Below are 14,637 nucleotides of genomic sequence, written 5' to 3' on the forward strand. Positions count from 1 at the left end.
CCATCACGGTGGAGCGCCGCGCAGCGGCTGTGAAGCGCCGCGCAGCACTCGCCACCACAGGGGAGGGCCGCGCGGCGCCCGCCGTTACACCGTGGTGTTCAAGGCGCGGTCGATGATCCTTGTCAACGCGTCGACGATCGAATCTCCGGTCACTACCCCGTAGAGCACCGCACCGAACGCTGCCGCGGCGATCGTGCCGATGGCGTATTCCGCTGTGCTCATGCCGTCGTCGGCAGCGGCTGCCCGTACCGTGCGGAGCTGGAGTCGCGCGATCGCTTCTCGTGCGCGAGCACGCAACGGCCGGGAGGGAAACCTCGAATCCGCCATATCTACTTCGGCTCTCGTCGATGCGGCATCCCGATGCCGCACGGCGACCGCGGCATTCGCAGGCACCATGTGCCGACTCGTTGGTTCCGCGCGGTGCGCCGCTTTCCTTCGCGACTTCACACGCCTCCGAGCCAAGCGAACACCCGCCATGCGGGCGGCCCGCCGGATCGAACTTCCCGGCGATCTCGCCGTGTCCGTCGCGGAACCACGCAGCGCGCGGACCACTTCGGCAGTCGAATCCCGTGCGGCCGTGTGGGCGCGAGCGCACCATTCGGCCAGCAGCGGGCCGCCGACTCGTCGCGGCGCGCGAGCCGTCGGTTTGTCGATTCGCACCGGCTTCCCCTTTCCCTTCGGCCCGCGCGGCCCCTCCGCGCGGGTAAGACTGCTGCGGCCGTGCGCCATCGGCGAGGCGGTGCCCATTCATAGGAGACCGCCATCCAAGACCCGCCCCGCCAGGCCGATCACCACGGGCACGATGCCCAGGCAGAGGAACGCCGGCAGGAAGCACAGGCCGAGCGGACCGCCGATCAGCACGCCGGCGCGTTCCGCTCGGGCCGCCGCCACATCCTCGACCGCGCCGCGGTGCTGATCGGCGAGTTCTCCCACGGCCACCGCCAGCGACGCGCCGGAGCGCGCCGAACGTCGTGCCATCCGGGCCAGCGAGTCGATCTCGGCCGAGCCCGGCCGCCCCGCCGCTTCCCGCGCCGCGCGCTCCCACGCGGCGCTCGGCTCCGATCCGAGCGCCAGCAGGTCCGCGGCGGTGCACAGCGCCGCACCGACCGACCACGGCGCTCCACTCGCCACTGCTCGCGCCGCACCCGCCATCGGCAGACCCGCGCGCAGACATGCGGCAAGCAGATCGAACACCGAGGCGATATCGAGCGGGTCGCCCGCGCTCGGCTTCTCCGGTTTCGTATTCGTCGCGCCTGCGACCGGCGCCAGCAGCCGCAGTCGGCGATTGGGACCAACGCGCCCCGGCCACAGCGCGAAGGCTCCGGCCAGCGCCAGAGTCGCGACGCCCGTCTCGATCGTCATGGCGAATCCCCCTCCGCAGCAATGAATTCGCGAGCACCGGACGACCGCTCGCGGTTCCGGACAACCACTGCGGACCGGCCCCGACTTCGCCCAGGCAACGGCGGCTCGATCGTCCGCAGAAGGCGGTTCTCGTTGTGGCGAGGGCACACGTCCGCGCCAGTACCGGCGACGGGACCACTGGCGACGTCGCCGATGGAAAACCGCCCCGGCGGCTCCGAGGAACACCGCGCCCTTTCACACCAGCACCTTTCGCGTGATCGCATCGCTCCACAGCAGTCCCGCACAGGCCAGGCCCACGCCGAGTGGAAGCAACAGGCCTCCCGCCGAGGAGGCGAAGAGGACCCGCAGTGGATCGGCGCCCATGAGCTGCCCCAAGGCCAATCCGAGCAGCGGGAGCGTGGACAGAACCGTGGCCGTGGCGCGAGCACCCGCGAGAGCGGCGGTCGCGCGGGCACGAAAACGGATGCGTCCCCGCAGGTCTGCGCGGGCGGCCGTCAGAAGCTCGGCGAGCGCCAGACCGTGGTCTTCGGCGATCCGCCATGCGTCGGCGATGCGAGCGAGTTCGGCTCCGATGACGGCACCCGAGTCGCGCAGGCCGTCGGCGCCGGAACCACCCAGCTTGCTGCGGGCGGCGCTGACCGCGAAGGCGTGGGCCGCCGCGCCGCGCGATTCCTGAGCGGCGACGTCCGCGGCCGTGCTCGGGTGCGCGCCGACTCGCAGCTCGCCGATGACCGCCTCGAGCGCGTCGAGAAGGTGGGCACACTCCTCCGCACGGTGACGGTCGCCGCGAGCCCGCCGCCTACGCAGCCCCACGGTGCCCGCCAGCAGCGCGGCGGCGAGGAAGGTCCCGACGCCCAGCAGCACGGTGGATACCACACCCAGAATCACCGAGACACGAACAACCTTGCTGTAGTTCGGAATTCGCGCGCCCTCCAACGAGAACAGTCCGCGAAACCGTCGTCTCGCACCCGCACCGGGCAAGAGCAGAGCCGCGAGCGCCAGGCACAACATCGCCGCTGTCATGGCCGACCCCATCCCGCCAGGAGACTCGCCCGGACGGCCCCGGCCAGCACTGCCGCCGGGTCCGCGCACCCCTGTTGCGCAAGCCGCTCGCCCACCCACGACATCGGTCTGTTCATCGCCCGACCCGTTCCGCCAGAAGACCTTCCAACGCCTCCGCCCCCGGCACCGCTCCACCGTCGGCCCGCCAAGCCGCGATGATCCGCACCTTCCCGCTCTCCGCACGATCGAGCACACCGACCTCTCGCAGTGCACGCGAACCGTCCGCCCGGCGCTCCACGTGCAGCACCACCTGGACCGCGGCGGCGAGCTGGCTGTGCAATGCGGCGCTGCCCATGCCGCCGAGCGCCGCCAGGGCTTCCAGGCGGGCGGGTACTTCGCGCGGGGAGTTCGCGTGGACGGTGCCGGCGCCGCCGTCGTGGCCGGTGTTCAACGCGGTCAGCAGGTCGACCACTTCGGCTCCGCGTACCTCGCCGACGACGATCCGGTCCGGTCGCATGCGCAGCGCCTGCCGCACCAGGTCCCGGACCGTCACCGCGCCGACGCCCTCGACGTTGGCCGTGCGCGCGACGAGGCGCACCACGTGCGGATGCGGCGGCGCGAGTTCGGCCGCGTCTTCGACGCACACGATCCGTTCCCGGGCATCGACCTTGGCGAGCAGGCCGGACAACAGTGTCGTCTTTCCCGCGCCGGTGCCGCCGACCACCAGAAACGCGAGCCGGGCCCGAACGATCCGCTCCAGCAGCGTTTTCGCCGTCGGCGGCACGGCGCCGGACGCGGCGAGCGCGTCCAACCCCTGCGTGGCGGGCCGCAGCACCCGCAGCGAGAGGCAGGTACCGCCGTGCGCGATCGGCGCGAGTACCGCGTGCAGGCGGACGCCGAACGAATCACCGAGCGCCGCTTCGCTTCCGGTCAACCTGCCGTCCACCCATGGCTGCGCGTCGTCGAGTCTGCGGCCCGCCGCGAGCGCCAATCGCTGGGCCAGCCGGCGTACCGCCGCCTCGTCCTGGAACGTGATCGAGGTCTTCTCCAGCCCGTACCCCCGGTCGATCCAGACCGCGTCGGGCGCTGTCACCAGCACGTCCGCCACCCGCGGGTCGTGCAGCAGGGGTTCCAGCGCTCCCGCGCCCGTCATCTCGGTCTGCAACAGCCGCAACGCCCGCAGCAGGTCGGTGTCGCCGAGCACGCCGCCCGCTTCGGCTCGAATGGCCGCCGCCACGGCCGCCGGTTCCGGCGCGCCGGGCGCGCCCGCCAGCCGTTCTCGCACGCGATCCAGCAGCTCGGCCGTGACGAGCGCGCTCACCGTCCGCTCCGCACCGTCGGCGTACCGAGCACGGCCAGCACGGCGTCGGCAGCGTCCTTGAGCGGTCCGCGCCGCGGCGTGGGGAGACCGCCACGTTCCAATCGGCCCGCAAGACCCCCTTGGGCGCGCACGGCCGCGAGCAGGGGCAGATCGAGCACCTCGGCCACCTCCGCGCCGCGCAGACCGCCCGGCGCTGGGCCTCGAACCACCAATCCCTGGTTGGGATTTCGCCGTCCGATGTATGCCGCGACGGACTCCGCGGCCGCCACCGCCCGCAGTGTCGCCTGTACGACCAACACCACCAGATCCGCGCGATCGAGCATCTGCTCCGCGTGCGCGCCGCGCTCGCCGGAAATGTCGCAAATCACGAGATCGCCTGCGGCACGGCCTGCTTCGATCACCGCGCGCACCGCACCGGCGCCGATGCGGCTCGGCAATCTACCGGCACCGCCGCGGCCGCAGGACAACACGCTGAGCCCCGGCGCCGCCCTCGGCAGTGCGTTGTGCAGTGCCGAGGCCGCGACCCTGCCGTCTTCGACGACCAAGTCCGGCCAGCGGGGACCCATACCTGTCTCTATGCCCAACAGCAGGTCGAGACCGCCGCCGAAGGGCGCCCCGTCGACAAGCACCACGTCGTGCCGGAACCCTTCGGCGGCGGCTCGCAGGGCGGTCGCCGCGGCGAGAACCGAGGCGCCCGCGCCGCCGGATCCGCTCGCGAACGCCACCGCGATGCCGTCGGAAGCGCGCCGCTCGCCGTGCTCAGCAAACTTCTCGACAAGTCCCTCGGCGGACGCAGGCAGGGCGATGACGCGCTCGGCTCCGATCGCCGCCGCGGCCTGCCAATCGGACAGTTCGGGCTCCCCTTCGGTCACCAGAACGACGCCCACCCGCCGGGCGCAACCGGCCGCCGCGCACGAGCGCGCAGCCACTGTGTCGAGGATCACCAGGGGCGTTCCGGACCAGACATGCCTGCCCACCGGCGGCTCACGCTCGTCCAGCTGCCGTTCCGCGGCCGCCGCCACCCGGCGGACCTCGTCGCGTAACCGGACATCCCGGATGAGCACGAGCGCGGGCGATATGCAGGCGGTCTGCGCGGCGTCGGTATCCATGCAGGTCAGCGTGGTGCAATTGGCGACACACCAGAAGACCCGAGATGCCGAATGTGGATAACTCCGTCGCTGTGGACAACCGCCGAGCCAGCGAAGAGGGGGATCCGTCCCCGAAATAGAGGACGGCCCCAGCCGGGGGGGGAGGAGGCTGGGGCCGTCGGGTTCAGCCCCGGGGGGTCGGGCTGAACGCGCCTGGACCATGTCCAGGTGCCAGCAATACTACACCCAATCCCCGGCCGTCACGCAAGTCTGTCTACGAAGAACTTTGCCGTCACCGCGGCTCCGGCGTCTCCCGGGCAAACTCGTGGCCGCCTCCGGAGACCCCACCCGGCCACCGCGATTTGCACCGCGTGCATATTCTGAACGGGTGACGGCCGAGGGCGACCAGACAACCGTTCCTGACCACCAGGCGGGCGCCGCGACGACGGTGAACAGCACCCCGATCGGACGCGGGCGCGTCGCCGCGTTCTTCGATCTGGACAAGACGGTGATCGCCAAGTCGAGCACCTTCGTGTTCAGCAAGCCGTTCTTCGCCCAGGGCCTGCTGAACCGCAGAGCGGTGCTGGAAAGCAGCTACGCGCACTTCTTGTTCCTGCTGTCCGGCGCCGACCACGACCAAATGGAGCGTATGCGCGAACATCTGACGAAGATGTGCGCGGGCTGGGACGTCGAACAGGTGAAATCCATTGTCGCCGAGACACTTCACGAACTGGTCGACCCGCTGATCTACGCGGAGGCCGCCGATCTCATCGCGGACCACAAGATTCGGGGCCACGACGTGGTGATCGTCTCGGCCTCCGGCGAGGAGATGGTCGGGCCCATCGCGGAGGTGCTCGGCGCCTCGCGCACCGCGGCCACCAGGATGGTCGTCGCGGACGGCAAGTACACCGGCGAGGTCGAGTTCTACTGCTACGGCGAGGGCAAGGTCGAGGCCATCGAAAAGCTCGCCGCCACAGAGGGTTACGACCTCTCGCGCTGTTACGCCTACTCCGATTCGGTGACCGATCTGCCGATGCTGAGCGCCGTCGGACATCCGACGGCGGTGAACCCGGATCGCAATCTGCGCCGCGAGGCGCTCACGCGCGGCTGGCCGATCCTCACCTTCTCCAACCCGGTCTCGCTGTGGGCGCGGTTCCAGTCGCCGTCGTCCACCACCCTTGCCGCGACAGCGGCCGTCGGACTCAGCGCGGTACTGGCCGGAGCGATCAGTTACCGCCTGCTGCGCCGCCGCCGCTGATCGCCGACGGCCCGACGCTGATCATTGACTGCGGGGTCCGAACGCCCTCCGCCGCGCTGTTCGACGGGGCAGCGGAAGGCTTGCCGAAGGGGTCTGCCGACCCGATACGAGGGGCGCCCGCGACCAGGCATTTAATCACGAAACGCCGACAGACACGCCAATAATTCATTGCTTTCTCAACCCTTGAGTGAGCCCACTCACAGTGGTAGAAAGGAGGCACGGAAGGACGGAAGGCCAAGGCGGAGCCGGAAGAGAAGGTTCAGTCTCCCATCCCACCCTTCCCAGCACGGACACCAGGCACCCACGCGGAGCACGCCGCGACAAGGGCAGAAGCGTTGTGGGCCTGCGAGATTCGGATTGTCGACGGCGAAGGCCTCGCACAGGTTGCGGGGATGAACCGGCGGAGTCCGAATAGTCGCCGAGGCCGCAGAACACAACCCACCTAGCACGCTTGGTAACCCGGTAGTCCGTGCTAGCGGGCGGTGAGGTCGTCAACGACAACGCCGCCCGCTTTGATGTGCGGGGGGAATTCCGCACCCGCACGAGCGGACGCCTCAGCGCAGCGGCATCGAATCCCGCGCACGCGGCACCGAAGCCGAGCCGTTACCCCGCCGCCGCGTCCGCGATCGATGTCGCCTCCCTGGCGCCGTCCTCCAGCGCACCGCAGCAGAAGATCACCCATCCGCCGACCGCGTCCGGCCGACCGGTCCCGAATTCCGCGGCGGCGGCGTCGTACGCCTGCTTGCGCCGCAACCAGAACACCTCCGGCACACCCAGGCTGTGCGGGTCGAGCCCCCTTGCCACCGACACCAACCGCGAGGCCGCGCGCGCGACGATCCCGTCGGCCGTGCCGAACGGCCGCAGCGCGAGCAACTCGCCGTGCACCACCGCCGCGACGACGGGTGCGGGCGCTTTCGTGGCCAACACCGTCTGCGCGAGCAGGTCGAGCCGCTCGGCGACGCCCGGATCCGTGCGCGGCCGCCCGAGCAGCTCCTCGTCGGAGACCAGGTCGGCGGCGGCGAGCAGGTGCAGCCGGGCGAGCGCTTGGAGTGGCGCGCGCTGCCAGGTGCCCGTGAGGTTGCGCAGGGCGTCGCCGTCGAGCGCCTGTCCGACGCGCAGCGAGCCGGCCAGGATCGGATCCCCGACCTGCCCGTCCGCGGGCAGCTCGGTGCTGCCGCCGTCGATCGCCGCCGAGGACCGCGCCGCGCGCACCGCCGCCTCGGCCGCGGTGACCGCCCAACCGCGGCGGTTCGACTTGTGCCGGTGCACCGCCGCGAGGGCATCGCGGGCACGGTCGGCGGCGTCGCGCACGCCGGGCAGGTCGACGAGGGGCTGCAGCGGGTCGGTCACGAAAGACGAGGCTACTTGCGCACCCGCCTCACCCCGCGAGCAGATCCCGCCCGGGGATCGCGTCGAGCAGCCTGCGCGTGTAGTCCTCGCGCGGATGGTCGAAGACCTCCTCGGCGGCCGCCGCCTCGACGACTCGGCCCTGCTGCATGACCAGCACGTCGTCGGCGATCTGGCGCACCACGGCCAAGTCGTGCGAGATGAACAGGTACGACAGACCCAGCTCGGCCTGCAGGTCGTTGAGCAGACTCAGGATCTGCGCCTGCACGAGCACGTCCAGCGCCGACACGGCCTCGTCACAGATCACCACTTCGGGCGACAACGCGAGCGCCCGCGCGATCGCGATCCGCTGACGCTGACCGCCGGACAGCTCGTTCGGATAGCGCCGCTGCACCGAGGCGGGCAGCGACACCTTGTCCAGCAGGTCCCGCACCGTCGCGGCGCGCTCTTTCGAGGTACCGATCTTGTGCGTGCGCAGCGGCTCCTCGATCGTGCGGTAGATCGAGTACATCGGGTCGAGCGAGCCGTACGGGTCCTGGAAGATCGCCTGCACCCGTCGGCGAAAGGCGAAGGCGCTCTTGCGATCCAGCTTCGCGACGTCGCGTCCGTCGAAGGTCACCGTGCCGGAGGTGGGTGCGAGCAGGCCGAGCACCATCTGCGCGACGGTCGACTTGCCCGAACCGGATTCGCCGACGATGGCCGTGGTGGTCCCGCGGCGCAGCCGGAAGGACACGTCGTCGACGGCGCGGAACTCCGAAGACTTCCACGGCGCCCCACCGCGGATCGGGAACACCTTCGTGAGGCGCTCGGCGACAACGACATCGGCCGTCGGGGCCGCGGCGCCCTGTTCGGCCACCTGCACCGCCTGCTCGCGGATCTCGATCCGCTCGCGCACCGCCGAGAGCCGCTGCGAGGCGAGCGAGGGCGCGGAGTTCACCAGCTTCTTGGTGTAGGCGTGCTGGGGTTCGCGCAGGATACGCAGGGCGGGGCCGGATTCCACCACCCGCCCGCGATACATCACCACCAGGTGCTCGGCCCGCTCGGCGGCCAGCCCGAGATCGTGCGTGATGAGCAGGACGGCGGTGCCCAATTCGCTGGTCAGCGAATCGAGATGGTCGAGAATCTGGTGCTGCACGGTGACGTCCAGCGCGGAAGTCGGCTCGTCGGCGATCAACAGCTTCGGACGGCACGACAATCCGATCGCGATCAGTGCCCGCTGCCGCATCCCGCCGGAGAACTCGTGCGGGTACTGGTTCACCCGGCGCGCGGCATCCGGCATACCGGCTTCTTCGAGCAGTTCGACGGCCCGCTTCCCCGCCGCGGAGCCTTTGGCGATTCCGTTGGCCGCCAACGTCTCCCGCACCTGGAAGCCGACCTTCCACACCGGATTCAGATTGGACATCGGGTCCTGCGGCACCAGCCCGATACCGCGACCGCGCACCGCGACGATCTCCTTCTTCGACGCCTTGGTGAGATCCTTGCCGTCGAAGACGATCGACCCCGAGGTGACCCGGCCGGTACCGGGCAGCAGGTCGATGACGGCGTGCGCCGTGGTGGTCTTCCCGGAACCCGACTCCCCGACGATCGCCACGGTCTGGCCCGGGTATACGGCGAGGCCGACGTCCTGCACGGCGGGCACCAGCCTGCCCTCGGCACTGAAAGAGACGTGCAGATCGCGGATTTCGAGCAGTGGACGGTCCGGCATCGCGGCGCTCACCTCTTCCTTGCCTTCGGATCGAGCGCGTCGCGCACCGCGTCGCCGAGCATGATGAAGCTCAGCACCGTGATGGCCAGCGCGGCGGCCGGATAGAACAGGATCGCCGAGGTGCGCAGATCGTTCTTGGCCCTGGCGATATCGCCGCCCCAGGACACGATGTCGGGCGGCAGACCGACACCGAGATACGACAGCGTCGCCTCGGCGACGATGAAGACCCCCAGCCAGATGGTGGAGACCACGATGAGCGGCCCCGCCGCGTTGGGCAGCACGTGCCGCACCAGCGTCCCCGTCCGCGAGACACCCAACGCCTTTGCCGCCGTGACATATTCGCTGTTCTTCGCCTCGATGACCGCGCCGCGGGCGATGCGGGCCGCCTGCGGCCAGGTGAACGACGCGAGCACCAGAACGACGTTCCACATGGTGGCGGGCCGCAGCATCTGCAGCAGGACGATCGCGGCGAGCACCATCGGGATGGCGTAGAAGATCTCGGCGATGCGCGAGACGATCTCGTCGAGCACTCCGCCGAAGAACCCGGCCAGCGCGCCGAGCGTGCCGCCGATCAGCACGAACAACGCGGCCGCCCCGAGCCCGACCAGCACCGAGGCGCGCGCGCCGTAGAGGGTGCGGGTGTAGACGTCGCAGCCCTGCCGGTCGAAACCGAACGGATGCCCGGGGCGCGGGGGCGCCATGATGTCGTCGCCGAGACACCGGCGCGGGTCCTGATCGGTGAACAACCCCGGCCACAGCACGACCACCGTCACCGCCACGATCAACAGGACCGCGACGACGAAGATCGGGTTGCGCCGCAGCTGCCGCCAGGCGTCGCCCCAGATGCTCGTCGGCTCGCCCGAGGCGTCGACGCGGTCGGTGGCCAGCACCTCGACCTCGTCCGGCGGCGCGACGTAGTACTCCTGACCGGGCCGGCCCCCGTCTTTCTCCAGCTCAGGCATAGCGGATCCTCGGGTCGAGTGCGGCGTAGAGCAGATCCACGACGAGGTTGGCGATCAGGAAGATCACCACCAGCACGGTCACGAACGAGACGACCGTCGGCGGCTCCACCCGCTGTATCGCCTGGTACAGCGTGCCGCCGACGCCGGGGATGTTGAAGATGCCCTCGGTGACGATGGCCCCGCCGATCAGCGCGCCGAGGTCGGCGCCGAGGAATGTGACCACCGGGATCATGGAATTGCGCAGAATGTGCACGGTCACCACGCGCCGCCTGCTCAATCCTTTGGCGGTCGCGGTGCGCACGTAGTCGGCGGACATGTTCTCCGCCACCGAGTTCCGCGTCAGCCGCAGCACATAGGCGAACGAGAGCGAACCGAGCACGATCGCGGGCAGCAGCAGCTCCGCGAAACTCGCCTTTCCGCTGACGGTCGTCGGCGCGATGCCCCACTTCACCCCGAACAGGAACTGCGCGAGGTAACCGACGACGAACACCGGCACCGCGATGATGACCAGGCTGGCCACCAACATCGTCGAATCGAACAGCTTGCCCTTGCGCAACCCCGCGATCAGGCCGAACACGATGCCGAAAACGCCTTCGATGAAAACCGCCATGAAGGCCAGCTTGATCGTGATCGGAAAGGCGCGCGCCAGCTCGTCGCGGACCGGACGGCCCGAGTAGGCAGTGCCGAAGTCGAAGGTCAGAATGCCTTTCAGATAGAGCAGGTACTGCATGAAGAACGGCTCGTCGAGGTGATATCTGGCCCGCAGCTGGGCCTCGACGGCCGGGGTGAGCGGCTTCTCACCGGCCAGCGCCTTGATCGGGTCGCCGGGGATGAGGAAGACCATCGCGTAGATGAGCAGCGTCGCGCCGAGGAACACCGGGATCATCTGGAGCAGTCGGCGCAGGATGTACCAAGCCATATTTCCTCCGGAAAGTGCCGAGCCGGGCCGACTTTCGTCGTCGGCCCGGCTCCAACGCGGCTACTTCTCGATGTTCTCGAAGTCGAACAAGCCGTTCCAGGCGAGTCGCGCGTTGCTGACGCGATCCGAATGTCCCGCCGCCGCCACGTAATTCAGTACCGGAATGTCGGCCATGTCGCGGATCAGCAGCGCCTGCGCCTGAGCGACGAGCCGGTAGGACTCCTCCTGCGACGGCGCGGCCAGCGCGGCGTCGAGCAGGCGGTCGAATTCGGGATTGTTGTAGTTGACGTTGTTGGTCTCGGAGTAGCTGTAGTACTGGGGGGTGAGGAACTGCAGCATCGTCGGATAGTCGCCCTGCCAGCCGTACCGGAACGACTTGCCGATGGTCTCGGCGTTCACCTCGTCGCGGATGTTCTTGAAGGTCGGGTAGGGCACCGCGATCGTGTCGATGCCGAGGGTGTTCTTGACGCTGTTGGCCACCGCCTCCACCCAGGCCTGATGGCCGCCGTCGGAGTTGTAGGCGATCTCGTAGCGGCCCGACCACGGCGCGATGGCGTCGGCCTGCGCCCACAGCCGCTTGGCCTCCTCCGGGTTGTACTTCAGCACCTCGGAACCGGGCAGGTTGCCGTCGAAGCCGGGCAGCGTGCTCGCGGTGAAGTCGCGGGCCGGGATGCGGGTGCCGTGGAAGATCTTCTCGCAGATCTGTTCCCGATTGATCGCCATCGAGATCGCGCGCCGGCGCAGCAGGCCCTCCTCGCCCGCGAAATGCGGGACGTTGGACTGCACGCCGATGTGCTGGTTCTGCGCGACCGGCTTGGCGATCGCGCGATCACCGAGCTCCTGCTTGTACACCGAGAGCGCGCTGGACGGAATGGTGTCGAGCGCGTCGAGGTTGCCGGATTGCAGGTCGGCGTAGGCGGTGTCGAAGGACTGGTACATCACGAACCGCAGGCCCTTGTTCTTGGCCGGACGACCGCCCTGGTAGTCCGGGTTGGGCACCAGATCGATCTTGACGTTGTGTTCCCACGCGCCCGCGTCGGCGAACTTGTACGGGCCGTTGCCGATCGGGTTCTGCCCGAACGCCTGCATATCCTCGAACGCCGCCTCGGGCAGCGGATAGAACGGCGCGTAGCCGAGCTCGCTCTCGAAATCGATGGAGGGAGCCTTCAACTCGACGGTGAAGGTGCGGTCGTCTACCACCTTCAGACCCGACATCGTCTGCGCGGTGGGCTTTTCCGCGGACACCTCGTCGAAACCGACGATCGGCGAGAAGACGTAGCTCTGCAGCTGCGCGTTGGTGCCGAGTGCGCCGTAGTTCCACGCGTCGACGAAGGACTTGGCCGTCACCGGCGTGCCGTCGGTGAACTTCCAGTCCGGCTCGATGGTGATTCGATAGCTCTTGCGATCGGTGGTCTCGATCGATTCGGCCATTTCGTCGTGCGCCTTGCCGTCGGCGTCGTAATACTTCAGCCCGGCGAACAGCCGATCGACCACCCGACCGCCCATGTTCTCGTTGGTGTTGGTCGGCACCAGCGGATTCTGCGGTTCGGCGCCGTTGACGGTGACGATGTCGGCATCGGCTCCGTCATCGGTGGAACATGCGGACAGTCCTAGGCTTGTGGCCAGCAAGACCGCCGCGGCGAGCGCGGTAACTCTGTGGAATCGCAACGCGTACTCCCGATTTCGAGAAGGTCGAAGGCGGCTGTGCGGCGCCCCGTGATCCTCTCCAGCGCGTACCCGCACGTCCCGCCTCGGAATGTCAGCGACGTTAGCCATCGGCGGGTGACCTTGTCATCGGATCGCCCTATGTTCGTTTCACTTGTTACCAACGCGGCAATATCGGCGAAACACCGAAACTATGTCACCGAATGCGCGCGGCCCGGCGCGTACTCCTCGGCGCGGCGTAGGTCACAGTTGGCTAGTGTCGAGGTGGGCAGAGCCGACGCGAAAGAAGAGACGTGATGACCGAAACCACCGCCGACCACCGGGACTCGTATCCGCCCAGCGCGGAATTCGCCGCCGCGGCGAACGCCGACGCCTCGCTGTACCGGGCGGCCGCCGACGATCGCGACGCGTTCTGGGCCGAGCAGGCCGAGCGACTGCACTGGCATCGCAAGTGGAACCGGGTGCTGGACTGGAGCGACGCTCCCGTGGCCAAGTGGTTCGACGGGGGCGAGCTCAACGTCGCCTACAACTGCGTGGACCGTCACGTCCTCGATGGTCACGGCGACCAGGTCGCCATCCACTGGGAAGGCGAACCGGGCGACTCCCGCGACATCACCTACCGGCAGCTGCTCGACGAGGTGTCCCAGGCCGCCAACTACCTGACCGAGCTCGGGCTCGAGGCGGGCGACCGGGTCGCCATCTACATGCCCATGGTCCCCGAGGCCATCGTGTCCATCCTGGCCTGCGCCCGCCTCGGGCTCACCCACTCGGTGGTGTTCGCGGGCTTCTCCCCCACCGCCCTGCGCCAGCGCGTCGACGACGCGCGCGCCCGGCTCGTCATCACCACCGACGGGCAGTGGCGCCGCGGCAAGTCCGCGCCGCTCAAGGAAGCCGTGGACGAGGCGCTCCACGCGCATGGGGATGTGCCGCCCCGCCCGGACGGTCAGGGCCAGGAGGAGGGAGTTCCCACGGAGGGCGCCCGCTCGGGCGAAAATGGACACAGCGTCGAGCACGTGCTGGTGGTGCGCCGGACGGGCGTCGAGGTGCCCTGGACCGAGGGGCGCGACCTGTGGTGGCACGAGACCGTCGAGGCCGCTTCTCCTGAGCACGAAGCCCAGCCCTTCGACGCCGAGCACCCGCTGTTCATCCTCTACACCTCCGGCACCACCGGAAAACCCAAAGGCATCCTGCACACCTCCGGCGGCTACCTCACCCAAACCTCCTACACCCACCACTACGTCTTCGACCACAAACCAGGACAAGACGTCTACTGGTGCACCGCCGACATCGGCTGGGTCACCGGCCACAGCTACATCGTCTACGGACCCCTGTCCAACCGCGCCACCCAGGTCGTCTACGAAGGCACCCCCAACTTCCCCGACGAACACCGCCACTGGCAGATCGTCGAAAAGTACGGCGTCACCATCTATTACACCGCCCCCACGCTCGTGCGCACCTTCATGAAGTGGGGCCGCGAGATCCCCGCCGCGCACGACCTGTCCAGCATCCGGCTGCTCGGCTCGGTCGGCGAGCCGATCAACCCGGAGGCATGGCGCTGGTACCGCGAGGTCGTCGGCGCGAACGCCACACCCATCGTGGACACCTGGTGGCAGACCGAGACCGGCGCGATCATGATCTCCCCGCTGCCCGGCGTCACCGCCGCCAAACCCGGCGCCGCGATGACCCCGCTGCCCGGCATCTCCGCCCAAGTCGTGGACGAAGAGGGCAAGCCGGTGCAGCGCGGCGAGACCGAGGCCAACGGCTACCTGGTGCTCGATCAGCCGTGGCCGTCGATGCTGCGCGGCATCTGGGGCGACATGGAGCGCTACCGGGCCACCTACTGGGAGCGCTACGCCGAACAGGGCTGGTACTTCGCCGGTGACGGCGCCAAACTCGACGCCGACGGCGACCTGTGGGTGCTCGGCCGGGTCGACGACGTCATGAACGTCTCCGGCCACCGCATCTCCACCGCCGAAGTCGAATCCGCCCTCGTCGGACACTCCGGCGT

11 protein-coding genes and 1 pseudogene are annotated in these 14,637 nt (G+C 69.2%); 2 read left to right on the top strand and 10 right to left on the bottom strand.

The genetic code is table 11. The features are described from left to right. Window positions 1-84: 84 nt before the first annotated feature. From ABZV58_RS14210 to ssd, 5 genes are all read right to left on the bottom strand, one after another. The gene (locus ABZV58_RS14210) at window positions 85-327 is read right to left on the bottom strand and encodes a DUF4244 domain-containing protein (protein WP_355000508.1); all 243 of its coding nucleotides are present in this window, start codon (window positions 325-327) and stop codon (window positions 85-87) included. A 420-nt stretch (window positions 328-747) separates the two neighbouring features. Further along, the gene (locus ABZV58_RS14215; protein WP_355000509.1) at window positions 748-1,362 is read right to left on the bottom strand and encodes a type II secretion system F family protein; all 615 of its coding nucleotides are present in this window, start codon (window positions 1,360-1,362) and stop codon (window positions 748-750) included. A gap of 234 nt (window positions 1,363-1,596) precedes the next feature. Then, a complete protein-coding gene (locus ABZV58_RS14220; RefSeq protein ID WP_355000510.1) occupies window positions 1,597-2,385 on the bottom strand; it encodes a type II secretion system F family protein in 789 nt (262 codons plus the stop codon). 112 nt (window positions 2,386-2,497) lie between these two features. Beyond that, window positions 2,498-3,685 (bottom strand): TadA family conjugal transfer-associated ATPase, encoded by a 1,188-nt coding sequence (locus ABZV58_RS14225; protein ID WP_355000511.1) that lies wholly within the window; start codon window positions 3,683-3,685, stop codon window positions 2,498-2,500. Then, entirely contained in the window at window positions 3,682-4,794 is a 1,113-nt protein-coding gene (gene ssd, locus ABZV58_RS14230; RefSeq protein WP_355000512.1) for a septum site-determining protein Ssd, read from the bottom strand. Before ssd ends, ABZV58_RS14225 begins: the two co-directional genes overlap by 4 nt. A 460-nt stretch (window positions 4,795-5,254) precedes the next feature. On the opposite strand from ssd, the pseudogene ABZV58_RS14235 reads away from it, so the two are divergent. Then, window positions 5,255-6,031, top strand: a pseudogene (locus ABZV58_RS14235) (HAD-IB family hydrolase); the annotation flags it as partial. 603 nt (window positions 6,032-6,634) lie between these two features. Here the strand turns inward: ABZV58_RS14235 and ABZV58_RS14240 are convergent. From ABZV58_RS14240 to ABZV58_RS14260, 5 genes are read right to left on the bottom strand one after another with little or no spacing between them, the layout of a single operon-like run. Further along, window positions 6,635-7,381, bottom strand: a complete 747-nt coding sequence (locus ABZV58_RS14240) for an oxidoreductase (protein ID WP_355000513.1) — start codon at window positions 7,379-7,381, stop codon at window positions 6,635-6,637. 28 nt (window positions 7,382-7,409) lie between these two features. Then, on the bottom strand, window positions 7,410-9,083 hold the full coding sequence (locus ABZV58_RS14245; protein WP_355000514.1) for an ABC transporter ATP-binding protein: 1,674 nt from the start codon (window positions 9,081-9,083) through the stop codon (window positions 7,410-7,412). 8 nt (window positions 9,084-9,091) lie between these two features. Further along, the gene (locus ABZV58_RS14250) at window positions 9,092-10,045 is read right to left on the bottom strand and encodes an ABC transporter permease (RefSeq protein WP_355000515.1); all 954 of its coding nucleotides are present in this window, start codon (window positions 10,043-10,045) and stop codon (window positions 9,092-9,094) included. After that, window positions 10,038-10,964, bottom strand: coding sequence for an ABC transporter permease (locus ABZV58_RS14255; protein ID WP_355000516.1), 927 nt, complete (start codon window positions 10,962-10,964; stop codon window positions 10,038-10,040). The genes ABZV58_RS14250 and ABZV58_RS14255 overlap by 8 nt, the downstream gene beginning before the upstream one ends. Window positions 10,965-11,024: 60 nt before the next feature. Continuing rightward, the gene (locus ABZV58_RS14260; protein WP_355000517.1) at window positions 11,025-12,632 is read right to left on the bottom strand and encodes an ABC transporter substrate-binding protein; all 1,608 of its coding nucleotides are present in this window, start codon (window positions 12,630-12,632) and stop codon (window positions 11,025-11,027) included. A 293-nt stretch (window positions 12,633-12,925) separates the two neighbouring features. Here ABZV58_RS14260 and ABZV58_RS14265 point away from each other — a divergent pair. Then, window positions 12,926-14,637 (top strand): AMP-binding protein (locus ABZV58_RS14265; protein ID WP_355000518.1); only part of this gene is annotated, 1,712 nt, incomplete at its 3' end.

This window comes from Nocardia sp. NPDC004654, assembly GCF_040609595.1.
Lineage (GTDB): Bacteria > Actinomycetota > Actinomycetes > Mycobacteriales > Mycobacteriaceae > Nocardia.